The 24899-nt window shown below is 61.2% G+C and carries 17 protein-coding genes, 2 tRNA genes and 1 pseudogene; 14 read left to right on the forward strand and 6 right to left on the reverse strand.

Going from position 1 to position 24899, the window contains the following annotated elements; all coding sequences use genetic code 11:
- Window positions 1-292: 292 nt before the first annotated feature.
- On the forward strand, window positions 293-952 hold the full coding sequence (locus CQR48_RS01475; protein ID WP_101451744.1) for a histidine phosphatase family protein: 660 nt from the start codon (window positions 293-295) through the stop codon (window positions 950-952).
- Between the two features lie 151 nt (window positions 953-1103).
- Window positions 1104-2009, forward strand: coding sequence for a hypothetical protein (locus tag CQR48_RS01480; protein WP_143252448.1), 906 nt, complete (start codon window positions 1104-1106; stop codon window positions 2007-2009).
- Between the two features lie 107 nt (window positions 2010-2116).
- On the opposite strand, the gene CQR48_RS01485 is transcribed toward CQR48_RS01480, so the two are convergent.
- Window positions 2117-3721: a DUF805 domain-containing protein gene (locus CQR48_RS01485; protein ID WP_101451746.1), complete on the reverse strand. Its 1605-nt coding sequence runs from the start codon at window positions 3719-3721 to the stop codon at window positions 2117-2119.
- 149 nt (window positions 3722-3870) lie between these two features.
- On the opposite strand from CQR48_RS01485, the gene gltX reads away from it, so the two are divergent.
- The 3 genes from gltX (at window position 3871) to CQR48_RS01500 (ending at window position 5804) form a co-directional block, all read left to right on the forward strand.
- A complete protein-coding gene (gltX, locus tag CQR48_RS01490; protein WP_101451747.1) occupies window positions 3871-5406 on the forward strand; it encodes a glutamate--tRNA ligase in 1536 nt (511 codons plus the stop codon).
- A 209-nt stretch (window positions 5407-5615) separates the two neighbouring features.
- A tRNA-Glu gene (locus CQR48_RS01495) sits at window positions 5616-5688 on the forward strand.
- Window positions 5689-5729: 41 nt separating this feature from the next.
- Window positions 5730-5804 (forward strand) — tRNA-Gln (locus CQR48_RS01500).
- A 351-nt stretch (window positions 5805-6155) separates the two neighbouring features.
- Here the strand turns inward: CQR48_RS01500 and CQR48_RS01505 are convergent.
- Complete coding sequence (locus CQR48_RS01505) at window positions 6156-7463, reverse strand: metallophosphoesterase (RefSeq protein WP_101451748.1); 1308 nt, start codon at window positions 7461-7463, stop codon at window positions 6156-6158.
- Between the two features lie 744 nt (window positions 7464-8207).
- Complete coding sequence (locus CQR48_RS01510) at window positions 8208-8975, reverse strand: IclR family transcriptional regulator (protein WP_015449792.1); 768 nt, start codon at window positions 8973-8975, stop codon at window positions 8208-8210.
- A 207-nt stretch (window positions 8976-9182) separates the two neighbouring features.
- Here CQR48_RS01510 and leuC point away from each other — a divergent pair, with 207 nt between their 5' ends.
- The 3 genes from leuC to CQR48_RS09080 all read left to right on the forward strand — a co-directional run bounded on the left by leuC (window position 9183) and on the right by CQR48_RS09080 (window position 12321).
- Complete coding sequence (gene leuC, locus CQR48_RS01515; protein WP_015449793.1) at window positions 9183-10586, forward strand: 3-isopropylmalate dehydratase large subunit; 1404 nt, start codon at window positions 9183-9185, stop codon at window positions 10584-10586.
- 98 nt (window positions 10587-10684) lie between these two features.
- Entirely contained in the window at window positions 10685-11371 is a 687-nt protein-coding gene (leuD, locus tag CQR48_RS01520) for a 3-isopropylmalate dehydratase small subunit (protein WP_101451749.1), read from the forward strand.
- Window positions 11372-11925: 554 nt separating this feature from the next.
- Complete coding sequence (locus tag CQR48_RS09080; RefSeq protein ID WP_180334487.1) at window positions 11926-12321, forward strand: iron chaperone; 396 nt, start codon at window positions 11926-11928, stop codon at window positions 12319-12321.
- Between the two features lie 226 nt (window positions 12322-12547).
- On the opposite strand, the gene CQR48_RS01530 is transcribed toward CQR48_RS09080, so the two are convergent.
- Both CQR48_RS01530 and CQR48_RS01535 read right to left on the reverse strand, forming a co-directional pair.
- Complete coding sequence (locus tag CQR48_RS01530) at window positions 12548-13756, reverse strand: beta/alpha barrel domain-containing protein (RefSeq protein WP_101451751.1); 1209 nt, start codon at window positions 13754-13756, stop codon at window positions 12548-12550.
- A gap of 175 nt (window positions 13757-13931) precedes the next feature.
- Entirely contained in the window at window positions 13932-15071 is a 1140-nt protein-coding gene (locus CQR48_RS01535; protein WP_420867350.1) for a GmrSD restriction endonuclease domain-containing protein, read from the reverse strand.
- A gap of 313 nt (window positions 15072-15384) precedes the next feature.
- On the opposite strand from CQR48_RS01535, the gene murA reads away from it, so the two are divergent.
- The 3 genes and pseudogenes from murA (at window position 15385) to CQR48_RS01545 (ending at window position 19492) form a co-directional block, all read left to right on the forward strand.
- On the forward strand, window positions 15385-16710 hold the full coding sequence (gene murA, locus CQR48_RS01540; RefSeq protein WP_015449799.1) for a UDP-N-acetylglucosamine 1-carboxyvinyltransferase: 1326 nt from the start codon (window positions 15385-15387) through the stop codon (window positions 16708-16710).
- Window positions 16711-17125: 415 nt separating this feature from the next.
- Window positions 17126-17191: pseudogene (locus CQR48_RS09430) on the forward strand (zinc-ribbon domain-containing protein); the annotation flags it as partial.
- A 66-nt stretch (window positions 17192-17257) separates the two neighbouring features.
- Window positions 17258-19492: a PASTA domain-containing protein gene (locus CQR48_RS01545; RefSeq protein WP_244898878.1), complete on the forward strand. Its 2235-nt coding sequence runs from the start codon at window positions 17258-17260 to the stop codon at window positions 19490-19492.
- A gap of 554 nt (window positions 19493-20046) precedes the next feature.
- Here the strand turns inward: CQR48_RS01545 and CQR48_RS01550 are convergent.
- Window positions 20047-21066 carry an HAD family hydrolase gene (locus CQR48_RS01550; protein WP_101451753.1) on the reverse strand — a complete coding sequence of 340 codons (1020 nt, stop codon included), beginning with the start codon at window positions 21064-21066 and terminating at the stop codon, window positions 20047-20049.
- Between the two features lie 199 nt (window positions 21067-21265).
- Between CQR48_RS01550 and CQR48_RS01555 the strand changes: the two genes are divergently transcribed.
- From CQR48_RS01555 to CQR48_RS01565, 3 genes are all read left to right on the forward strand, one after another.
- Entirely contained in the window at window positions 21266-22231 is a 966-nt protein-coding gene (locus tag CQR48_RS01555) for a lysophospholipid acyltransferase family protein (protein ID WP_101451754.1), read from the forward strand.
- Between the two features lie 184 nt (window positions 22232-22415).
- Complete coding sequence (locus tag CQR48_RS01560) at window positions 22416-23414, forward strand: NAD(P)H-dependent glycerol-3-phosphate dehydrogenase (RefSeq protein WP_101451755.1); 999 nt, start codon at window positions 22416-22418, stop codon at window positions 23412-23414.
- 257 nt (window positions 23415-23671) lie between these two features.
- Window positions 23672-24814, forward strand: a complete 1143-nt coding sequence (locus CQR48_RS01565) for a D-alanine--D-alanine ligase family protein (RefSeq protein ID WP_101451756.1) — start codon at window positions 23672-23674, stop codon at window positions 24812-24814.
- The last annotated feature ends 85 nt before the right edge of the window (window positions 24815-24899 follow it).

A 24899-nucleotide genomic window follows, 5' to 3' on the forward strand; every position in this document is an offset into this window, starting at 1 on the left:
GCATTGAGGCGGGGCATTGGGTGTCTGCCGGCCGGGCGTCTTGTGCCTGCGTGCCTGTCTGGCAAGTTGTTGGCGGCCGTGGACGACGGTTTGTCGATGTCTGTTCGCCTGTTGTTTACTGAAGCGCTACATCTATTGCGATGTAAGGTGTTATGGCGCTCCGCTTGTCACTGTTCGGACAGCCATGGCAACTTTAGCCCGGTGCCGTGCATGACACGCGGTACATTGGAAAAGCAGACGCCGGATTTCGGCGTCTCGTTATCGCATCACACCGCATACGCAGGAGGACCACATGCCGTCAACCACCATCCATTTCATCCGTCACGGCAAGGTCGAGAATCCCGATCACCTGTTGTATGAGCGGCTTCCCGGCTTCCATCTGTCTGATCTCGGCCGCCGCATGGCAGAGGCGACCGCCGATTACGCGGCCGCGGATCCTCAACTGTCCGACGTCGTGGCCGTATATTCCTCGCCACTTGACCGGACTCGCGAAACTGCGGGCATTATTCTCGACGCGCTCAACAAGGTCCGCGCTGAACGCGGGGAAGAGCCACTCGAACTGCAAACCGACAGCCGCATCATCGAAGCAGGCAACGAATTCCGTGGCAAGCGCATCGGATACGGCGAGGGGGCGCTGTGGCGCAACGGGAACTGGCGTCTCGTATGCAATCTGTGGAAGCCCAGCTGGGGTGAAAGCTATCAGCATATCGCCGCGCGGGTAGGGGATTTCGCCCAGGAGAAAGTCCGCGAATACGCCGGCAAACAGATCATCGCGGTCAGTCACGAATCGCCGATCTGGTCGTATCGCCATCTTCTGGAAACCGGGCATCCCGAGCATAATATGTTCCTGCGTCATACCGCGCTTGCCTCGGTCACATCCATCACCTATGACAGCGAAACGGGGAAGATGCTGTCCATCAGCTATGCCGATCCCGCGAAGGACGTGCGCTGAGCGCAAAGGCACGGCACGAAGGCAAGAGGCGGCAGAACGGTCGTGCACCTTCGGCGATGACGACAACGTGCTGACACGCCGCGAAAGTCTGCAGAAGCGCGGTAGTGTTGAATAAGTGCGAATATACGCGTTGGAATGTGGGCAAAGGAGCATGAGCATGACCATGATGGACGGACAAGTGCAAGATGCAGTGCGGCGGCTCGCCAGTCTGCCGGATATCCGCGATGCGGCGGGGCGTGGCGCCGCGTTGACGTCCCTATGGCCGTTGACCGATGCGATGATGATGGGCAACGACGCGAAATATGCGGAAAATCTGCAGGTACGGGAAAGTCTGGTGATTGCGCACGTGCTGACGGGGCTCGACGTGACCCGTGCCGATGCGGAATACGTCTATGAGGGCGCGGACACGATTCCTGGCCGTCCGCAGGATATCGTCGACGCGCTGTTGGCGGCGAATGACGCCTGTGATGCGGCTGCTGCATACCGCGGAAAGGCGGATTCTACGGTGTTCGCGGGTGTCGCGCAGGCGTTGGGGGCGTCTTGGAATGCCGAGATTGCGGGCGATATCGCGGATATTGTCCGGCGGGCTTCACAGTTTGCCGCTGATAATGTTGTAGCTCGCGATGGGGCGGATGATGCTGGAAATACAAGTGGCGCCGCCGAAAGCGGCACCGCATCCGAAGTGCTGCGTGTCGCCGGTGACTTGGCGGTATATACGCTTGCGGCAGCGGCCATGCTCCGTCAATCGGATGCCGCGCAGGCGGGTACGGCAGGGGCGTGCGCTGTGCTGCTCGCGTTGAACGAGTGGTGTGACAGCGTATCCTTGCCGCGGTTGTTCTATTCGCAGCAACTGCTGTCACAGCTGATGGATGCGCGTGAGGCCAACGGCGACGGTGTCTCCGACGCGTTCGTTTCGGTTATCGCCCAGGCCGCCGGCGCGGAATGGGCGCAGCATCGCGGCGATGTGCTGTGGGATCCGAAAGAGGCGAAACGTCAGGCGAAAGAGGCTGATGAGCGCCGGAATAAAGCCGAACTGTCAGCGAAATTCTCCAAATAGCATGGCCGACTTCGCCGACGCGTGAAGCGAATGCGCGTGCCGTTTGGTGCTGTGTGATGCCGTTTGGCATTGTGTGCGCACTCGCTTCACGCGGCGGACAGGGCATGTCACGCCTGGCTGTTGTGGCTGTTTTCGCTGTCTTGGTTGTGTTTGTTGTCTTGACCGGGAATGTCCCACGGGGTTGTCGGCGCTGCCGGGGATTGGGCGGTGGTGCTGGCACCGAAATCCGCGAAATTCGTTGGAATCGCTGGCGTGCCGGGGTTGCCCGGGGCCGTCGGTGCCGTGGTCGGCTGACCGGTGAACGGGAACTGCGGCTGTGCGGGGATGTGGACCTCATCGGTGGGGAAAGACACTGATTGGAGGGCCTGAGCCGGGTCGGTCGGCATGACTGGGGTTTGCGGGTCAGGCATGAAGCTGAAATCGGCGTCGGGTGTGTACGTTCCGGTTGGCATCTGGATACCGTGCACGGTCTGCGGCTTGACCGCGGGCATATCAGGCACGCCGAGGGAGGATGGCATGAACGTGACTCCTGGCATCGTGGCAAGGGCGGTGCTGGTGGTGTTCGCTTCGTCCGTCGTGGTCTGTGCGGTTGCCGACTGATCTGATGCTGACTGATTGGCTGCCGGTTGGTCGGAAACAGCGGCTGGTTGGGTGTCAGGCGGTTGCGCCGGTGCGGCCGGAGCTCGGAATGTGCCGTCTGACCTGGTGCTCGGCGTTGGCATTGGCGTGACGGTCCATTCGGCTTGTGCCGTTTGCATGGCCTGCAATTGTTGCGCCGGCGCCCCGAAATCAGGCATCTGTATCTGCGGGATGTTGCCGAACTGTGGGGTATCGCTAGACTGCGGTGTGCTGGCGGATGTCTGTACGCCGAACTGCTGGCCACCCGTAATGACCCCTACGCCGGCGACGGGATTCGCCGTGCCTTGCATATTCGGTGCGGCCGCGGGCATCGTATTCCCGCCACTTGCCTGAGCGGTCGGAGCTGTTGGAACCATTGGGGTCGTAGAAGCTGTCGGAGCGGGAATCGGGGCCATCGGCTGGTACGTCATCCCGGCTTGCATACCGAGATTCGTCGGCGTCACCTGGCTGCTGCCAGGAACCCAGACCATGCTGCTCTTGTCGAAACGCGCGCCTTCCGGCTTCGAGGAACCTGCGAGAAGCCATAGCCATGTTGCCATGGCAAGGATATAGCCAAACGCGAACACCACGACGCTACCGGTCACTGCGAACTCCGAGCTGTTGGGCTGGCTGATTCCTATGCCCAACATCAGTCCCCCAATCAGGCCGCATCCAATCGCCGGAACAGATGGTGCAAAAATCCACCAGCCGGAGCGGTTCGTGTCATGCAAACGCCTGAACGTCAACGTGATGATAGGGAAAACCAACGCGAACATCAGCAAATCAAGCACCAACGCCAGCATATTTTGGTGATGCTTCGTCGCGGTATCCACCGGATAGTAGAACACGGCGCACAAGATGGATATGTACAGGTACGCCCACCAGAATTCGCTTCGCGACGCGCGGCCGGAAAACACGAAATACTTGCGGTACATGCGTGCAATCGCCTTTGGGAACGAGCAGCCGTAGCAGGGCAGCTCTAGTTCCGAGCCTTGGTAGACAGGTCCATGCATCTGATTGAACGCGGCCGGCGACCATGCCGGGCCTCCCATCATTGGGTTGCCGCCATTGGGATTATTGCTTGGATTGCTCATAGGTGTTCCTTCTCTCAAGCCATAGCACAAGTATAAAGGAGAAAACCTGAATTCGATGTAACTTCATGACGAATTCGTGACTTTTTCATAAAAAGTCCGTTCACATGTTCGTTCGTCGTACGTCCCTCACGCGCGGCACAATAGAGCGTATGACCGAAGCTGACAACAAAGAAAGCAAGGATACCAAGCCTGAGCTGCCAAAGGACGTGCGTGTGCGCTTCTGCCCGTCGCCGACCGGCACACCGCATGTGGGCATGGTCCGTACCGCCCTGTTCAACTGGGCGGAGGCACGCCATACGCACGGCACCTTCGTGTTCCGTATCGAGGACACCGACGCACAGCGCGATAGTGAGGAAAGCTATAACCAGATTCTCGATGCGCTCAAGTGGCTGCATATCGACTGGGACGAGGGCATCGAAGTCGGTGGCCCGGACGGCCCGTACCGCCAGTCCGAGCGTACCCAGATTTACAAGGACGTTGCCGCCAAGCTGCTTGAGGCCGGGTACGCCTACGAGTCCTATTCGACTCCTGAGGAGATCGAGGCCCGTAATGTCGCCGCCGGACGCCCGAAGGCATTCGGCTACGACGGCTATGACCGAAACCTGACCGAAGAGCAGAAAGCCGCCTTCCGTGCTGAAGGCCGCAAGCCGGCGCTGCGCATTCGCATGCCCGACGAGGACATCGCTTTCGACGATCTGATCCGCGGGCGTATCGAGTTCAAGGCCGGGTCCGTGCCGGATTACGTGATCGTCCGCCCGAACGGCGACCCGCTGTACACACTCACCAACCCGGTGGACGATGCGATGATGCGCATCAACGTCGTGCTGCGCGGTGAAGATCTGCTGAGCTCCACCCCGCGCCAGATCGTGCTGTACCGCTATCTCATCAAGCTCGGTATCGCCAAGGAAGTCCCGCTGTTCGGCCACATGCCGTACGTCATGGGCGAGGGCAAGAAGAAGCTGTCGAAGCGCGACCCGGAATCCAACCTGTTCCTGCACCGCGAGAACGGCTTCATTCCTGAGGGTCTGCTCAACTACCTCGCCCTGCTCGGCTGGTCAATCGCGCCCGACCGTGACGTGTTCTCGATGGACGAGATGATCGAGAAGTTCGATGTGCGAGACGTCAAGGCGAACCCCGCCCACTTCGACCTGGATAAGGCGATTTCGATTAACGCGGAGCATATCCGCATGCTCGAGCCGCAGGACTTCCTCAACCGTTCTGTGCCGTACCTGCACCGCGACGGCGTGGTGTCCGCCGACAGCTGGGACGCCCTGACCGACCGTGAACGGGAAATCCTCACCGCCGCCGCGCCACTGGTGCAGCCGCGTGTGCGCCTGCTTGGCGAGGTGTCCGGCATGGTCGGCAGCCTGCTGAGCGAGGAGCCCTACATTGAGCCTGCCGCGGATGCGCGCAAGACGCTCAAGGATTCCGCCGGCGACGTGCTTGACAAGGCGATTGCCACGCTCGAGGCCGTGGACGAGGCCGATTGGAAGGCTGAATCGCTGCATGAGACCCTGAACAAGGCGCTGATCGAGGATGCCGGTTACAAGCCGCGTCTGGCGTTCGGCCCGGTGCGTGTCGCCGCATCCGGCCGCCGTGTGTCCCCACCGCTGTTCGAGTCGATGGAAATCATCGGCAAGCCGGTGACGGTGGCTCGTCTCAAGGGGTTGCGCGAGCATCTGTGACACCTGTACGCGGGGCTTGGCATGGCGGCGGCGATCCGAGGCTGGCCGCTAAGCCCTTGCGGCAGTAGTGATTGGGCGGTCTGGAGCATGATGTTCCAGACCGCTCTCCTTATTGCGACACGCCGATGCTGCCAGCGATTTGCGTGGCGGTGTCATCCGCTGTATATTATTCAACTGTTGCGTCGAGAGACGTAAACAGATAACTAAACGCCCCCGTCGTCTAGCGGTCTAGGACTACGCCCTCTCACGGCGCCAACACCGGTTCAAATCCGGTCGGGGGTACGACCGACGAAGCAGTTCCAAGAGCTGCGGCGCCTGCCAATTGGGGTATGGTGTAATTGGCAACACAGGTGATTCTGGTTCATCCATTCTTGGTTCGAGTCCAGGTACCCCAGCCAACGGAAAGCCACTGCAAACGCAGTGGCTTTTTTCGTATCCACCCAGATCAATCGTCAACATGCGTGTCCGCAGCAAGCAAACCGCGAGCACAATCGTCACAACCTTCTACCGACGCTGACTGCATCGTGAGTGTCGATGGAAGCGGGGCATAACCTTCTGCCGACGCTGGGGGATGTGAGCGTCGGTAGAAGCAGATGTATGCAACACGGTGTCGTCAACACGTATGCGGCTGGCGTCCCCGTTCCCAAACTGTCTATGCTGAGCCCTCCGTTAGCGTAGACAGTTTGTACCAGACCACAAACTGGTGACGCTGACGAGGGTATTAGCGTAGGCAGTTTGACAGGCAGGGTTTATTTCTTGCGTAGGGCACGACGCAGACGACCGAGCAATCCGGGTTTGCGCAGCAGGTCCATCGACTCGCCGATCTGGTCCGCCTCGCTTGCAATGGCGAACGTATACGTCTTATGCGAGTTGGGCTTGCCGACCAGATCGCCGAATTCCAGTAATTGCGTGCGCGGATGATACGGGTGCCGGATATCGAATTCGAACAGCCTTGCCGCCACGCGTGCAGGCGCAGGCCCATACGACCCGAATCCGCAAGTCGGGGAAGCGACCATCAGCATGCCATCGACTTCACCAGCGAAACCATTGCGGTGATCATGCCCTGCACAAATCGCGAAATATCGGTCGCCGTTCGCAAGAATCGCGTATTCCCCGCTGTCAGCATCAGGGCAGCTCACGCCTTCGCCCAGATAACTGCCAGGCAAGGTCTTGTCTTCGTCCAGAACATAGCTATGTCCAGAGAACACGCGATACCCTTCCACGGCGTGCGCCGCGTTCGGTGGCACCGATTTGAGCAGCCGGTAATACTGCGGGATGGGGAAATGCTGGAACACCATCATGCGAGTGTGCAGGACATCGGGCATGAGGCCAAGGAATTTCAACGCCGCGTCCGATGGCGAACCATACCCGCCGGAACGGGCATAGTCCCCGGAATCCACCACGGCCAGCCCCAGCACGGTGCGCTTGCGATCCACATCTATCACCGGCAGCGCGAGTGTCCCAGCCTCACACGGGTAGATGCGCTGGTCGGGGAGTCCGGAACTGGAGCGGGTGCGAGGTAAATCAGGCCGCGATGCGGTTGATTCGGCGTTGAGACACCCGGGAAACTCGCGGTAGATGGCGTCCATTTCCTCGCGACTCAGCCCGCACTGGCTGTCGTGGTTACCGTACGTGACCACCCACGGGATGCCACGGTCGATCAGCGGCTGGAGAAACTGCCTGATGCTCTGTCGTACCATGTCGCGCGTATGGTCGAGCTGCTCGCGGTTCGCCTCGTTCTGCCTGATGCGTTCCAGCGGGGTGCGCCAGCTGCGCTTGCGGAACGTATCGGCGTAAGCGCTGTCATACCCGGCGATCTGATTGCCGGTGAAGATGACGACATCCGGGCGTGCGGCATCTGTGGCAGCAGCGATCAGGCGTATCGTATCTCCCGATACCTTCGGGCCGTCTTGGATGTCGGAAAGCTGTAACACCCGGAATTTGCCGGATTCATGGAACTGCAGGCGTCCCAGACGTGCGGACACCGATGTCGGACGGTGTGTGGCGTTGCGTGTTCCATGATTGGGACGGCTGTCGGGACGTTGCTTGTCGCTCATGTCATCCACACTAGTGCACGCCGGCCCGGATTGCATGCCGAGTGGCCTGTTCGGCGAGGCCCAGTTTTGCCGTGGCGGGTCACGGAACCCTGTGCCATCTGGATGCATTTGGTCAGAATGCCCCCTACCGTTGCCCCAGGGGCGATTGCCGTCAGGCTGGACGAACCCGGGCATGAAGCTGAATGATCTGCCATGCAATTGGTAGCGCATACCCAGTGTGCTGCATCGTTGCCCCAGGCATCGGCTGGTTATATAAGAGCTACCGGCAAACGGAACCCCCTCGGAGCGAAGCGAACCGGTGAGGTTTCGTCCGAAGCCCCATAATTATAACTGAACCCTTCTTCTTCTCTTCTCTCTCCTTGGCCCCGGCGGAAACGTCGTGGCTTCTCTTTTGCCGCATGACAGGGCGGCAGACGCGCAATGATGGACAAGAACCCGCTGACGAGATATCTGAGCATGTCTCGGCTGCCATATCGCTTCGTTACCTCCAGCTTTTCCAAACTGGTTACGCCAACGGCCTTGTGGGCGTAACCAGTTTGCGAAGAATCGCGGTATCGTTCGACCACCTCGCCGGCTATCCGGCGGCGACAGTCTGTCAAAGAAAAACCTTCTACCGACGCTGACGAGCGTCTCAGCGTCGGTAGAAGGTTATCGGTGATGCCGAGATATCGGCGGACGGTTGCGATTGTTGGAGACCGTCTGACCAGACGGCAGTCTCTCAGCGCTCGCTCTCAGTCCTCTCCCTCAGCGCTCGCCGCTGGCACGCAGCAGGGCTTCGGTGAGGTATTTGCCGGCGGCCATCACGAGCGGGGCGTACCGGCGGCCAGGGGTCGTACCCATGCGGCCAGTCGGCCCGGAGATGGAAATCGCGGCGATGACCTGGCCGGAGGGGTTGCGAATCGGCGCGGAGATGGAGCATACGCCGTCTTCGCGTTCATTGACGGATTCAGCCCATCCGCGCTTGCGCACGGCGGCAAGCTTGGCGGCGGTGAATTTCGCGTGGCGCAAGCCCTGATGCAGGCGTTCTGAATCTTCCCACGCGAGCAGGATCTGCGCGGCGGACCCGGCTTCCATGCTCAGCAGCGCCCCGACGGGGATGGAATCGCGCAGACCACTGGCACGCTCCACGGCGGCGATGCACACGCGCTGGTCTCCCTGGCGACGGTAGATTTGTGCGGATTCGCCGGTGCGGTCAAGCAGAGTCTGCAGAATTGGGCCGGACGCGGTGAGCAGGCGGTCTTCGCCGGCGGCGGCGGCGAGTTCAGCGAATCGTGATCCGAGAACGAAGCGTCCATGCTGGTCGCGGATTACGAAACGATGGCGTTCCAAAGCAATGGCCAGACGATGTGCGGTTGGTCGGGCAAGGCCCGTTTCGTTGACCAGCTGGCCGAGGGTAGCAGGCCCTGATTCGAGCGCATCCAATATTTTGACCGTTTTGTCAAGTACTCCGACGCCGGAATGGATATCGCTATCGGCTTGCGGCGACTGATTTTGATCGAGGTTGGGACCCATGAAATCCTTGGTGTCAAAGCGTTCCGGTCCCACGGGGACGCGCAATGTGGAAGAAGTCATATTCCGGATTATGCCATCTCACATATCGAAACGCAAAAGCAGACACCCATCGAAAACCGACATAGTGGAGTACAGAGGGCCATGTGGAAACGCATGGCTGAAGTAATTTTAGGGCGAAAACGTTGAAATTCCGCCAAAGGAGACAGCATGGGAACCACATTGGCCGAAAAGGTATGGGCTGACCATCTCGTACGGCAAGGCGAAAACGGCGCGCCGGATCTGATCTACATCGACTTGATGCTGATGCATGAGGTCACCAGCCCGCAGGCGTTCGAGGGGCTTCGTCTCGCGGGCCGCAAGCCGCGTCACACGGATTTGCTGATTGCGACGGAAGACCACAACACGCCGACCGTCGACATCGACCGTCCGAACCCCGACAAGACTTCCGCGCTTCAGCTGAGCACGCTGGAGAAGAACTGCAAGGAATTCGGCGTCCGTCTGCACCCGCTCGGTGACGCCGACCAGGGCATCGTGCACGCTTTCGCCCCGATTCTGGGCCTCACTCAGCCGGGCATGACCATCGTGTGTGGCGATTCCCACACTTCCACGCACGGCGCGTTTGGCGCCCTCGCGTTCGGCATCGGCACCTCCGAGGTCGAACACGTGATGGCCACGCAGACGCTGTCGCTCAAGCCGTTCAAGACCATGGCCGTGAACATTGAGGGCGAACTGCCCAAGGGCGTGAGTGCCAAGGACATCATCCTCGCCATCATCGCGAAGATCGGCACCGGCGGCGGCCAAGGCCACGTCATCGAATACCGTGGCGAAGCGATTCGCAAGCTGAGCATGGACGAGCGCATGACCATTTGCAACATGTCCATTGAGGCGGGCGCCCGTGCCGGCATGATTGCTCCTGATGAGACGACCTTCGAGTACCTGAAGGGCCGTCCGCACGCGCCTGAAGGCGAGATGTGGGACAAGGCGGTTGCCTACTGGAAGACGCTCAAGACCGATGACGACGCCGTATTCGACAAGGAAGTGACGCTCAACGCCGCCGATCTGACGCCGTTCGTCACTTGGGGCACCAACCCCGGCCAGGGCGTGCCGATCACCGGCAATGTCCCCGATCCGGCCAATATCGCCGACGCTGAGCAGCGCGCAGCCGCCCAGTCCGCCATCGACTACATGGGCTTGAAGCCCGGCCAGCCGATGAAAAGCATCCCGGTGGACACGGTGTTCATCGGATCGTGCACCAACGGCCGCATCGACGACCTGCGTACCGCGGCGAAGATCATGAAGGGCCATCACAAGGCCGATTCCATCCACCGCGTGCTCGTGGTGCCTGCATCCTCCCGTGTGCGGCTTGAGGCCGAGCGTGAGGGGCTTGACAAGATCTTCAAGGATTTCGGCGCGGAATGGCGCAACGCCGGCTGCTCGATGTGCCTGGGCATGAACCCGGACAAGCTGGTGCCGGGCGAGCGTTCGATTTCCACCTCGAACCGCAACTTCGAGGGACGCCAAGGCAAGGGATCGCGTACGCATCTGGCGTCGCCCGCCGTTGCCGCCGCAACGGCGATCCGTGGCACGATTTCCAGCCCCGAGGACCTGTAAACCGCAATCCCCACGCCAAACAGGCTGAACAATTTAAGACGCATAAACGCGCAATCCGGCCGCTGACAACACGCCCGCGGCCGATGAAAGGAATCGTTATGGAAAAGCTGACCGTGGTGACCGGAACCGGCGTTCCGCTCCGCCGCTCGAATGTGGATACCGACCAGATCATCCCCGCCGTGTTCCTCAAGCGGGTCAAGAAAACCGGGTTCGAGGATGCGCTGTTCTACGCATGGCGTCGCGACCCTGATTTCGTGCTCAACCGCCCTGAATACAGGCAGGGCAAGATTTTGGTCGCCGGACCGGATTTCGGCATCGGCTCGTCGCGCGAACACGCGGTGTGGGCGCTGCGCGACTACGGTTTCCGCGTGGTCATCTCCTCCCGCTTCGCCGACATCTTCTACGGCAACACCGCGAAGAACGGTGTGCTGGCCGCAATCATGCCGCAGGAAAGCATCGAGCTGCTGTGGAAGTTGCTTGAAGAGGAACCCGGCCGTGATATGACCGTCGATTTGGGTGCGCGTACCGTGACTTGCGGCGACGTGACCCTGCCGTTTGAGGTGGGCGACTACGTGCGCTGGCGTCTGATGAACGGCTATGACGACATCGATCTGACGCTCCAGCATGAGGATGATATCGCCGCCTACGAGAAGATGCGCGCCGAGAAGTTCCCGTTCAAGCCGAAGACGCTGCCGGCCAAGCATTGGCCGGACGTGCCGATCCAGTCCGCGCGTGAGCCCGAGGAGACCAAGCCGTGGGCCGGGCCGATTGGTAGCCGGGAGTAGTCGGGGCATACGCTGTTGGCCGCGGAATTCGTGTGGGTTCCGCGGCCTTTTGCGTTGTTGGCTGATACGTGTGCGGCGGGAAGCCGCGGTTGCGGGGCGCATCTCGGCAATGGTGTATTTGGTGGGTTGCAGGACCTGACAGATGCGTTCGTATCTGCGGGTGACGAGGGCCTGTTGCTGACGGCGGTCCGGTGTTGGGTGGGTATCTTGGGGAGGATGCGGTCGGTCACTTGCGGCGGGTCGCGGATGGGTGTGTATCTTGGGGCTCCTGTTTTCGGCGGGTTGCAGGGACAACGATTTGGTCTTCCGGTTGCTGCATGTTGTGCCGTGTAGTCTGTAATCTGCCGTGTTCTGCGGTCGGCGCCGTGCGGGAACCGGCAGATAGGGCTGCAACGCGCGCTCGCCGTCGAACGGGCGGCGAACCTTGGGGGAGCGGGGAAGACGATGCCGCCGGCTGGCGATTCGCCTCGCCGGATACGGTACGCTTACGGGGACAGCGCAGCCGCATCCGGACGAAACAACCGGAGCGCGTCCCGACCGGATTGGAACAACACATGGCGAAATACGCGAACGTCGAGGAATATCTTGGCTCAATTGCCGATGAGCGGCATCGCGCCAAATTCAAGGAACTGCTCGACTGGGTGCAAGCCACATGGCCGCAGCTGGTCTGCGAAGTCAAATGGAACCAACCCATGTTCATGGACCATGGCACATTCATCATCGGGTTCACCGCGCTGACCAACCATGTGACCGTCGGCTCCGAACAACGCGCATTCGAGCATGCCATGCCGCTAATAGAGCAGCAGCATCTCAAGCGCGGCAAGAAAACCTTCCAGATTCCGTATAAGCGCAGTGACGCGTGGGAGGTGCTCGAGCAGATTATCGAATTCACCATCGCGGACAAGCGCGACGTGCAGACCTTCTGGGATCAGCGCCGTCCCGGATATTGATATCCGCGGTTTCGTGAGGTAAGCCGCGGGATTGCCTGCGTGGGTTGGCGGCGGATTATCCGCGGATTGTCCGCGCAGAACCCTAAGCACACGTCAGCTTTCTGTTTCTGCCGACGCTGAGGGCCTCGTCAGCGTCGGCAGAAACATAAAGCCGGGGGAGCCACAAACAGTATGCCCGTGCTGACCTGCTTGCCCGCTCTGATGGGATTGATCTACGCGGTTTGGTTCACGCGCCGATGGCAGCTTTGATGCGCCGGGCGAGCGTCGCATCCCACATGGCGCCGGTCGCGCTCATCACCGCATCTGCACCCGCCTCTCGGTACGCGAGGTAATGTTCCGGCTCGATGACCCCGCCGACGCCGATGATTGCGAAATCAAGCCCGAGGCGCTCACGAATCGCCGACAGGCGGCGGACCATGTCCAGTCCAGCCCCACGGATCGCGTTTCCGCACACACCGCTGCGGTCGCGCCCCTCGCCGGGAAGCGCCTGATTGCCGGAAGCGTCCACGAGTTTCGCGGAAATCGTGTTGATAGTGGAGAAACCTTGTGCCGTGCCATGTCCGACGGTTTCGCGCACCATGGTCTCGAGCTCGATATCCGAGGGGAAATAGGCGAGTTTGACGATGAGCGGCCGGTCGCCGATCTCGTTCTTGACTGCTTCGGTGATGCGGCCGACCAGATGCGGGTCGTGGCACAGCAGCCGGTTATGGCCTTCGTTCGGGCAGCTCGTGTTCATTTCCATGAGCTGTGCGCCGGTTTCGCATACGAGCCGTGCAGTGGCCACGTGGTCGGCGATGTACTCGTCGGTGCTCATGCCGGCGACGCGTGAGCCTTGGAAACTCGGCACCAACAGCTGTCCGGGGCCGGCGGCGGCGATGGCGTCACGCATATCCGGCTGCCATACATCAGGATCGCGCGACGGCACGCCGAAGGAATTGGAAATGGAAATCGGCAAATCATACTGGGTGTCCGCGAGCACGCCTTCATCGAGTTCGGGGCTGCCGGGGGTGAGCGATCCGTCTGCCGCCTTGGGGTGCACGGCCAGTACGTTCGGGAAAGGATTGCAGCCCCATGCGCGCGACCGTACGGTCTTGTACACAGCCAAATCGAATCCCATACGGAAGGCGGCGGTCGTGAACCGTGAGTTGAGCAGCGGGCCGGCGGGAATGCCGAACGGCAGATTCACCGGGAAACCGAGCACGGTTGCGGGTTCTGTGGGGGTTGCGTGTGTCGCAGCGGTTTCATCGGTTGCCGGAGCCGATTCGGAAGTCGCTGCGGAAGCCATCGTGCCGCTGTTGGACGCTGCAGCCTCGCCTTTCAGTGCCGAAGCCTCACCCGCCAGCGCCTGCGCGAACTGGCCGAACGGCCCGCGCCGGTAATTGTCGTCATAGGTGAGGTTGACGTCATAGAACGGCTCGAATTGCTGGTTGGTCATGCTTGCAAACTCCCGTCATTTGCCTTTTGGCACCCGTATTTGCTCCCAGTATATGGATTGGTGCGATTGGTCGTGGCGATGTGCGGCGCTGGTGAGACGATTTGCGCGGCTGATTCAGAACGACCGATTCGGGTGGTATCCCGAAACCGACCGCGCAGTCGATTCCGACCAACAATCACTCGCAGGCTACGCCGTCGCCATCGCGGTCGAGTTTCCTGGAATACCCCGGTTGCCCTTGATACAGCGGAGCCTTGCCCGCCGCGCGGACGGCCGAGCAGTTCTGGTAGTAGACATCCCCGCCGGATTGCTGCGCTGGAGCTGGAGCCGGTGCAGCCTGTGTCTGTGCCGGTGCTGGTGCCGGTGCGGGTGCGGCTTGTGTCTGCGCCGGTGCGGGCGCCTGCACCGGCTGGCTGTCTGCTTGCGCAGAGGCGGCCACACCGCCGCCATCGGGCACGGTCTGCCCCGGGCAGCCGGACAATACGTTGGTCATCGCGTCTTTCTCAGCCTGCGTCACCCACAGTGCGTACTTGTGTTTCACGCCGATCTGCCGTGCGACATACTGGCAGCGGAACGACTTGTTCGACGGCAGCCAGGACGCCGCGTCGGAATCGGATTTCTGCTGGTTTGCCGGCCCGTCCACCGCGAGCAGATTGTATGGGTCATTCGCCAGTTGCAGCCGCTGGTCAGCGTTGAGCTGCTGCGCGCCTTTTTGCCACGCGTCGGACAACGCGACGACATGGTCGATCTGCACGGCGGTCGACGTGTGCTGTCCGCGCACGAAATTGATGGTTTTCCCGGTGTACGGGTCGTTGAGCGTGCCGGTCTTGACCACGCAATCATGCGTGCCAGATTTGAAGGTCACGTTCGTCATATCGCGTTTGAGGATGTCGTTGCGCGTGTCGCAGCCGTTGTGATCGACGTCCGACCAGGCGGCACCGAATTGGGTGCGCGCGTATCCGGTCTTGGGTGCGCGCCCTTTAACCGGCAGGGTTGCCAGCATGTCGACGGCGGCGCCGGACGCGTTGTACAATCCTGAATTTGCGTCGGATTGCGCGGATGCGTCGTCTGACGGACTTGCGCTGGATTCGGACGTTTCGCTCGGAGAGGCGGATTCGGACGGAGTCGCGCTCTCCGACGCGGAATCGCTTGACAACGCCGATGTATCGCTGTCGGACCCGCCGCACGCGGACAACGGCACCAGCATTGTGCCTGCGAGGATTGCGGCGATCAGCTTGGTCAGCGAACGTCCCCTGGAAAAGACGCCACGCGTGATATTCGAATATTGGCGCTCTCCCGCGCCGCCGGAATTGCTCATGTGATGCTCCTCCACATGCTTGATCATTCCAAATCCCTCCGAAGCACCGCCCGATAGCGTGCTTCAACGAGACATTCTATGTCCGCAGGAAGGCTGACAACCGGCATCTCGCAAGCGTGTCATGGACGGTGTTGTCGTTGTTCTGTGGCGATTGGCGGAAAACCGCTTTTCACGTACGATTCGGCTGGTAGCATGTTCACCGCTTATGCACATGCGGTGTGGCACCATGGTGATACCAACCAGTAGTGTGTCAGCGTCGGCCGCCCATTGGGGCGACAGACGCGTCCGGGCAAGGGAATCGAAAGAGGTCGACGTGGTCGAAGAGAAAGACGATGTGCTCCATGTTGAGGGCGGCAAGCCGCTCCATGGCACGATCAAGGTTCGCGGAGCCAAGAATTTCGTAAGTAAGGCCATGGTCGCCGCCCTGCTCGCGCCCGGTAAGTCCGTCTTGAAGAATGTGCCGGAAATCCGCGATGTCCATGTGGTGTCCGATTTGCTGCGCCTGCACGGCGTGGACGTGAATGTGGACGGCAAGAACGGTATCGTCACCATCGACGCCACCCACGTCAAACTCGCGGATGTCGCCGATGTGGACACCTTGTCTGGCTCCTCGCGCATTCCGATCCTGTTCTCCGGCCCACTCGTGCATCGCTTGGGCGAGGCGTTCATCCCGGCGCTCGGCGGCTGCAATATCGGCGGGCGTCCAATCAACTTCCATCTCGACACTCTGCGCAAACTCGGCGCCGACGTCGACAAGGAACACAAGGACGGCATCCATATCACCGCTCCGAACGGCCTGCATGGCGCGAAAATCCATCTGCCGTACCCATCGGTTGGGGCCACCGAGCAGACCCTGCTGGCGGCTGTGCTCGCCGAAGGCAAGACGGAACTGTCCGGCGCGGCCATCGAACCGGAAATCATGGATTTGGTCGCGGTTTTGCAGAAGATGGGCGCAATCATCTCCGTGGACGTGGACCGCACCTTCCGCATCGAAGGCGTGGAAAAGCTCCAAGGCTTCACCCACACCGCACTGACCGACCGCATCGAAGCCGCTTCCTGGGCTTCGGCGGCGCTCGCCACCCGCGGCGACGTGTTCGTCAAGGGGGCCACGCAGGCCGACATGATGACCTTCCTCAACGTGTTCCGCAAGGTCGGCGGCAAATTTGACATCACCGACGAGGGCATCCGCTTCTGGCATCCGGGCGGCGATTTGCACCCGGTGGCCATCGAGACCGATGTGCACCCCGGCTTCATGACCGACTGGCAGCAGCCGCTCGTGGTCGCGCTGACCCAGGCGAAAGGCCTGTCGATTGTGCACGAGACCGTGTACGAGAACCGTTTCGGCTTCACCAAGCCGCTGGTGCAGATGGGTGCGACCATTCAGCTGTACCGTGAGTGCCTTGGCTCGCTGCCCTGCCGTTTCCAGCAGCGCAACTATAAGCATTCCGCGGTGATTTTCGGGCCGACCCCGTTGACTGGGCGCGATATTGACGTGCCAGATTTGCGCGGCGGTTTCAGCCATTTGATTGCGGCGCTTGCGGCTTCTGGACCGTCCGACGTCCATGGAATTTCGCTGATTGATCGCGGATACGCTGACTTCCGTGGCAAGTTGCTCGCGCTTGGGGCTGATATCGACTGACGTAGGCTTGGTGCTTGACGCTCGGTGCTCTGTGCTCGGCGGCTGGTCGGGTAGGTCCGGGCGGGGATGTTGCCGGGTTAGCTGATTCCGATGGCTGTTGGTACTGATGGTGCCGTTCTCCGATGTGGAGGGCGGCACCACGTGTTTTCGGGCGGTATCTGGCAGTGGTATCTGGGTGTTGTGCGACTCGGCGGTTGCAGGGCAGCTGGGTTGGAGGATGGTTCCGGCGCGGCATCTGGACGCGGTGCGACGTGGAAGTCACACGGCGGGCAGATGACGGATGACAGCAACGAGTCGATACCTATCATCAGCCGCGTGTCGCGATGTTAAGATGGCGCTCAGTTGAGAAGTACAGTCCGGAAGACGAGCGTTGTTGTTCGATAGGGTTCGGGGCGCTGAGACGAAGGGATTCGCCATGTATTGTGGGCACTGCGGATGGAAGAACACCGATGATGCCAAGTTCTGTGCGTCATGTGGCAACCCTCTGCGTCAATCGGGCACGGGGCAAGCAGCGGCGCAAATCGCGGTACAAACCCAGCCCGGTCAGGTGACGGCACCGGGTGGCTCTCCGGCTTCGGCTCCGGATTCTGTGCGTCCAGCAGCGTCGCCATCATCCATCGAACCGAATGTCACTGTGCCGGATGCCACTACGCCGAATACCACTGCGGCTGCCACACGCCGGTCCAAAGCCATCATTGCGGCGATTGTCGCAGCGGTGTTTGTCGTCGCGGCGGGTGTAGCGGCAGGCCTGACATACCATGCTGAACTCTGGGGCGGCAAGACCTTGCCTGATATCGCTGCCGCCAGTGCGAACGCCGGAAAACAATCAGGAAAGGCGAAAGCGGCCGTCACTGCGGATTCCGTGGTCGCGCGGTTGAAGGCCAAAGGCATAACTTCAGCCAAACACAGGGAATTTTCCGGAGCTGAGAAAGGCGCCTTCCTCGGGTATGGCAATGCCAAGGCAGGGCAACGCGTGCGGTCCGGCTCCAGCGTGGTCGTACGTGAATCCGCAGGGCCTGGGGTCCCGAGCAATGTCGAACATGCGAAAGCCAGCACGGCAGTCGCCACACTCAAGACTATGGGCGTGCCGGTCCACACCAAGCAGATCGCAGTGAGCTCCTCCTCGAAACTCGCCAGCGGCACGGTGATCGCGACCTACCCGCTGGCCGGTCAGGAGGTCACCGACGCAACCACCGGCATCTACGTCGGCGTTGCGGCGAAAACCGACGGCAAGACCCCGGCCATCCCCTATGACGCCATCGGCACGGATATCGCCAGTGTGAAAGACACGCTCGCCAAAGCGGGCGTGAACGTCACCGCCAAGCCTCATTTCTCGTCCAAGAAGAACGTCGGCAAATTGGTCTCTTCAAGCCCGGCGCCCGGCACTGTGCTGTCCTCGGGCGAAAGCGTGACGCTGTACTACGGTGTCGGCGCCGACAAGGTGCAGGAGGCGACTGTAGGGCAAAGCAATGCCCCGTATTTCTACGCTTCGGAACTCAACGACGCGGTGACCGGCACGTATTGCAAGAGCACTGTGACCGACGTTGCAAAAGATTGCATCACGCTCGCGCAGGACGAAAACGGCTCGGTATACCGCGTCACGGCGAAAGACACCGGAACAAGCAGTGATGAGCACAGCAGCGAGATACTTACCATGTGCTTCCCCTTCGCGGACGGCAACGCCGGTGACATCGGCACCTGCTCGTACGGCGGCTCACAACTGCCGGCAGGGGAGGGCGGCATGGCGAAGCGCCTGATTGCCAATCAGTGGGGCGCCTTCGATTTCGGCGAGCTCGGCGGCTCACCAAGCTGCGGCACCGCCATGTTCTCCCCGTACGACGAAGGCTGCAACGCCAGCAAACAGGTCGTGCAGGACCAAGACATGTCCGGAGCGACCTTCGACATGCATGACTTCTACGTGTTCTTCGCTGCCGGTGCGAATCTGGATGCCATAGAGAAGAGCGGGTATTTCGATGACAGCGCGCTTGCGGCGGCGAAGAAAAGCTCGAAGCCGGACACGTCTCGTCCGTTCATTCTCGCCCGTGACGCCTCACAATACGACACCACAAGCGTGCCGTACAACAAGGCACCGGTGCCGTCCGGGCAGACGCTGGTGCAGGACCCCTTCGTCCCCGGAGTCGGCGAGTTCTCTGCGTCCGTGAAGTTCAAGCCCGCCCCGACCGACGCGAACGCCTACTATCTCGTCGAATCCGGACAGCCCGACTGGCAAAGCCTGCCCGACTGCGACGCCAACGGCAAGGTATCCGAAGCCGCTGCGCAAGAGCAAGGGTTCTGGCGGCAAGTGAAGGGGAAGTATATATTCTCCGTTGGCGCCGGAGCATGGTCAACCATCATGACGGTTAACGCTGATGGCTCATTTTCCGCAGATTATCACGATTCCGACCTTGGGGTAACCGGCGACGGATACCCGAATGGATCCAGATCAATCGCATCCGGCACAGGCAAATTCACATACACCAAGCGGAACAATGACGGCTCGTTCAGCATGACATGCGACCAAAAGGCGTTCCACCAGAACGGCACCGTCGGCGACGTGACCATCAAGGACGGTGTCCGGGTGGAAACAGTTGACGGCATCTATGGGCTGACCCCGTGCAACACATTCACCGTGTATCCGACCGGATACGCGACCAGCGCGCTGAGTGACGACGTGAAAAGCTGGATGTATGGCGTGATCGGCAATCCGCTCCCATCGACGCTGGCCGGTCCGCTCATCGTCAATGACCGCGGTACGTTCGCCTTCATCTACGACCAGAACTGATGACGGAGTGGCTATCTTCTGGCAGTATATTGAAATCTTTTTTGCACTGATTGGTTCAGAATAATGATTCAAGGATCGGCCAGATTTTTCGTTAGCCCATCGGAACTGGTGAAGCGTTTGTCGATACGAGCATCCGCCTGTTGCGTGGCTTCGACGCTTGTCAGACTTTCCCGTCTGATTTGAACGGCATACCGTTCTCACGGATGGATTGCCGCGGAAATACGCTGAAAGGCAGGTGATATTCCGGGTAGGCCATTTTGCGCGTATTGCGATTCGCTTCCGGAAGATCTCGCGCGGTCCGTCCGAGAATGGGTAAAACTCCCGGATTCTCGCGGGAGTTTACAGCAGATATGCGAATACGGTGCTGTTCTCCCGAAATCGGCTTTTGGGTCGATTTTTCAGAACCGCGGAATTCCAACGTTCCTGTTGGGAGATTATCTGTCGGGGCACCGGATTGCGCTAAAATCCCACGTACCGTGCGGGAGTTTAGTCGCAAATCGCATGATTCGCCGAGTTCTCCCGCAGGAACGTCCCTTTCGGTGGCGACAGGGCAATCAAATCAAACCAAGCCGGCTGAACGCGTGTGCGAAACCGTCATCCTCCACGCTGTCGGTGACCATGTCCGCCGCCTGCTTGATCTCCTCAATCCCGTTGCCCATCGCGACGCTGGTGCCGGCCGCCAGAATCATCGCCATATCGTTGCCGCCGTCGCCGAGCGCGATGGTGTCCTCGATGCGATACCCGAGTGTGCGCGCGACCTGTGCCACGGCGGTACCCTTGTCGACGCCGGGGATCAGCAGTTCGCCGTGGTTGTCTGAAATCTTGCCGTACGTGCCCGGCACGGCGGTAAACCACCGGCTGAGCGCCTTGCATGTGTCCTCGAACGACGTCGGATTGCCACGATCAGCGAAATACGAGCCTTTGCTCGCCCTGATGGAAGCACCGAGGCTCTGCCCGTGTGTGTCGAGATCCTCGATGACATGCCAGCGGGACGCGAACTGCGGATCCTTCCACGCGGAGCCTTTCGCCTGCAGATACTGCATGTACCCGCGCGACACGTACATGCCGTCCGGCCCCTGCCACTGGTAGTTGCGGATGTCGTGCTCCCGGAAGTACGCGGTCGCCGCATCGATGGCCTCGGGGCTGATTAGATGTTCGAACAGTGTGCGGCCGTTGATGTCCGCCCGCGCCCCGGCGACCGAGACCACGCCATCGAAGCCGAGGTCGAGGATGCTCTGCTCGATTTTCATGAGCGACCTGCCAGTGCAGATGAACAGCAGATGCCCATTGCGCTGGGCCTGCCGGCACGCGTCGACGGCCGATTGTGGCACGTGATGGTGCTCGTCGGCCAGCGTGCCATCGATATCGATGAACACGAGCTTGCTGCCGGTAGGCGCATGCTGACCGGATATGCGCGGTTCGGCAGACACCTGTCGGTCGTCCGGTGACACATTGCTGCGATTTCTGCTGTCTTTGCTGTCTCTGTCGCCCTTGCCGCACATGCAGTTCACACAGTCCCTGCTGCCCATGTCGTCCCTGCGGTTCATGCCATTGGCATCACTGATATCGCTCATACCGCCACCGTACCGCCCGCCACAGTCAGATTCCTGGCGATTGAACGCCGGGAATCCGCACAACACCCGGTTTTCGATTGATACTGCGGTCCGCCGCTGACAATCAGTCGAATCCCGACGGATTGGCGGATTTCATGCGCTCGCAGCCCTCAGCCTCCTCTGCCTCTGCCTTGGCCGGCGGTTGCGGCACAATGGTGGTATGACTTCGAAAGGCAAACCATCGCCGCGCAGCGCGGTCAAGCCGCTGAGCGACGAACAGGTCGCGAAACTTGCGCAGCGCCATCATCTGGTCGATCCGACCAAGGAATACCCGACAGGCCCGCGTACCCCGAACGATGCGGAAATCAACGCGCAGAACCCGAAAGCCACCGCACGCCTGCTCAAAGGTGTGTCCGTGGTGCTCAGCCAGCGCAGCAAAGTGTACGCGTGGGGCCTGGAGCATGTTCCCGAAACCGGCCCGTTCATCACCGCCGCCACACACGTGACCATGTACGACGTCTTCGTCCCGATGATGAGCCTGTTCCACCTGGGCCGCCGCCCGCGGTTCATGGCCAAGGCGGAAATGGCGCATTGGCCGGTCATCGGCAAATGGTTCCAGACCGTTGGCATGCAGCCGGTCCCGCGGCGTTCAGGCAAGGCGAAAGCCATCGAAACGGAATCCATCAACATCCTCACCTCCGGCCGACCGCTGACCATCTGGCCGGAAGGCACCCTCACCCGCGACCCGCAGAAATGGCCGATGAGCATGAAATCCGGCGTCGGATACATCGCGCTCGAAGCCTCACGCCGGCTTGGCTACCAGATCCCCTTGTACTGCTCAGTCACATGGGGCGCGGCAAGCATCAACCAGTTCTGGCCGTGGCCGCGCAAGAACGTCGTCATGTGCTATGACGACCGGCTTGATTACGCCGATTTGCTTGCCACGCAGGATTCGTGGGGTGACGAGCCTCCTGTCGAACTCGCCCAGGCGCTCGCCGACCGTGTGCGTGCCCGAATGGAAGAGGTCATGGCCGAAATCCGCGGCGAACAACCGCCGGCCGAAGGATACTGGGATTACCGCACGATGAGCCGCAAGCCACGTCCGCAGATTTCTTTCCGACGCGAGGGCGGCGAGACGCCGTTCATCGCGGCCGCGCAGGGCGCCGCACCGGCTTCAGCCGCGTGATTTGGGCGTTCGCGCACGACTTTCTTCCAGTACTCTCACTTCGCATTCGCGCGTGCATAGGCGGGGGGAGTACCATGAAGCCCAGCACTACGGAGTCCGCCCGCAGCAGGCGGGCTCCGGCGGCGGCAGCGACAACCGCCACGACCACAATCAGACGCCGCAACACGTCTGCAAGGAGATTGACATGACAAACATCACCGTCCTGGGTGCAGGAGCATGGGGAACCGCGTTCGGCCAAGTTCTCGCCGACGCGGGCAACACCGTGACCATGTGGGCGATTGAGCCGGAAATCGTCACGGACATCCACGAGCATCACCGCAACTCGTACCGTCTGCCCAGCGTCGAACAGCTGCCGGCGACCATGGACGCAACCGGTGACCGCGCACAGGCGGTGGCGCATGCGGAAATCATTGTCGTCGCAATCGCGGCCCAGTTCGCCCGCGTCGCGCTCGCCGAATTCAAGGATCTGATCCCGTCCACTGCGCTTGTCGTCTCCCTGATGAAAGGCATCGAACGTGCCACCGGAAAGCGCATGGATCAGGTGGTTCGCGAATCCCTGAACCTTCCCGAGGAGCGGTTTGTCGCGATTTCCGGCCCGAACCTGAGCAAGCAGGTTGCCGACCGCCAGCCTGCGGCCACTGTGGTTGGCTGCGCTGACATCGACAACGCACGCACGGTCGCACAAGCCTGCGAAACCAAGTATTTCAAGCCTTTCGTCACCACTGATGTCATCGGCCTGGAAATGTGCGGGTCACTCAAGAACGTGGTCGCGCTCGCCGTCGGCATGGCTCGGGGAGCCGGTTATGGGGAGAACACGGCCGCGATGATTGAGACCCGCGGTCTGGCGGAATTGACGGCGTTAGGCAAGGCCGCGGGCGCTGACCCGAAGACCTTCGCAGGACTTGCCGGCGTGGGTGATCTGGTCGCCACCTGCGGATCCCCGCTGAGCCGCAACTACACCTTCGGCGCAAATCTGGGCAAGGGCCTGAGCGTCGAGGAAGCCACGAAGGCAAGCAACGGCGTCGCTGAAGGTGTGCCGACCACTGATGCGGTGGTTGCGCTTGGCCGTCAGCTCGGCGTACCGACCCCGCTCGCCAGCGCGATGAGCGATGTGCTGGGCAAGGGCATCTCCTGCGCCGACATGCTGGGCGAGTTGTTCGGCGGCGACATTACTGAGGAGTAACGCCACCGAGGAGTGACATTACTGAGGAGTGACGTCGCCGAAAAGCGACATCACCGAACAGTGCCGCCGCACAGGCAGCGGCACCGTAAAGGTTTCCGGCGATTCGCGCCCGCCAGCGACCGCCGAACCATGGTTCGCGCTATGGTTGCGGCAGACGAACACGCAGCGATCCGCCGCCACGAGGTCTATTCGAAGTCAAGGTGAGAACCGGGCGCCCGCGCGTAGGCGGGGAACAGCCCACAACGTAAAGGATGATTATGACGAAGCAACGCATTATGGTGCTGTACGGCGGCAAGGCCGACGAACATTCGATTTCCTGCATTTCGACCGCCGGTATGCTCAATGCGCTTGATACCGAGCGTTTCGAGCCGATTCCGGTGGGTATCACCAAGGACGGCAAGTGGCTGGTCGGAGGAACCGACCCGCGCACCTTCTCGCTGGACGGCGGTGAACTTCCGGTCGTCCAGGCCAGTGCCGAAGCGCGCGAAGTGGTGCTTGACCCGGCGCGTGGGGCGGATGGGTTCTTCGCCCGCGAACAGAACGGAACGCTGACTTCCCTCGGCCATATCGACGCGGTGTTCCCGGTGCTGCATGGCCCGTACGGCGAGGATGGCACGGTTCAGGGCCTGCTTGAGATGATGGGTGTGCCGTATGTGGGTTGCGGTGTGTTCGCTTCTGCCGCTTGCATGGACAAGCATTTCACAAAGGTGCTGCTCAACGCCGCCGGCATCGCCACGGCTCCGGGCATCACCCTCGACACCCGCGATTTCGATGCGGCCGACGGGTTCGCAGCACAAGGTGAGGCGCTGATCTGCCAGGTACGGGAGGCGGGGCTCGCATACCCGCTGTTCGTCAAGCCGTCGCGCGCCGGTTCAAGCTTCGGTGTGACGAAAGTCGAGCATGAGGGCGATGCCGCCGAACTGGCCGCTGCCGTGTTCGAAGCTTCCCACCACGACTGGAAGGTGCTGATTGAGCAGGGCATCGACGCGCGTGAAATCGAATGCGCAGTGTTCTCGCCCAAGCCGGGCGGACGGCCGCGCGCCAGCTGGCCGGGTGAGATTGTGCTCGACCGCCGCGACGATGGTGAGGACCAGTTCTACGACTTCGACAGCAAGTACATGGACGCGCAGGCATCTCACGTCGAGGTGCCGGCCAAGCTGCCGCAGGAGACGCTCGAACTGGTGCGCAGCACCGCGATCAAGGCGTTCAAGGCTGTTGACGGCGCCGGATTGAGCCGCGTGGACACCTTCGTGACGAAGGACGGCTCGGTGATGGTCAACGAAATCAACACGATGCCGGGATTCACGCCGATTTCCATGTACCCCAAGGCCTGGGCCGCGACCGGTCTGCCGTATGGCGAGCTGATTTCCCAGCTGATTGACGGGGTGCTCAAGCACTGAAACCGTCGTCGTACGCAAGCCGGCGGAACTTGCAACCGCTCGGCTTGCTTCGCGCTTGAAGCATCCCTTGCTATGATGAACCTCA

The organism is Bifidobacterium thermophilum (assembly GCF_002846655.1).
Taxonomy (GTDB): domain Bacteria; phylum Actinomycetota; class Actinomycetes; order Actinomycetales; family Bifidobacteriaceae; genus Bifidobacterium; species Bifidobacterium thermophilum.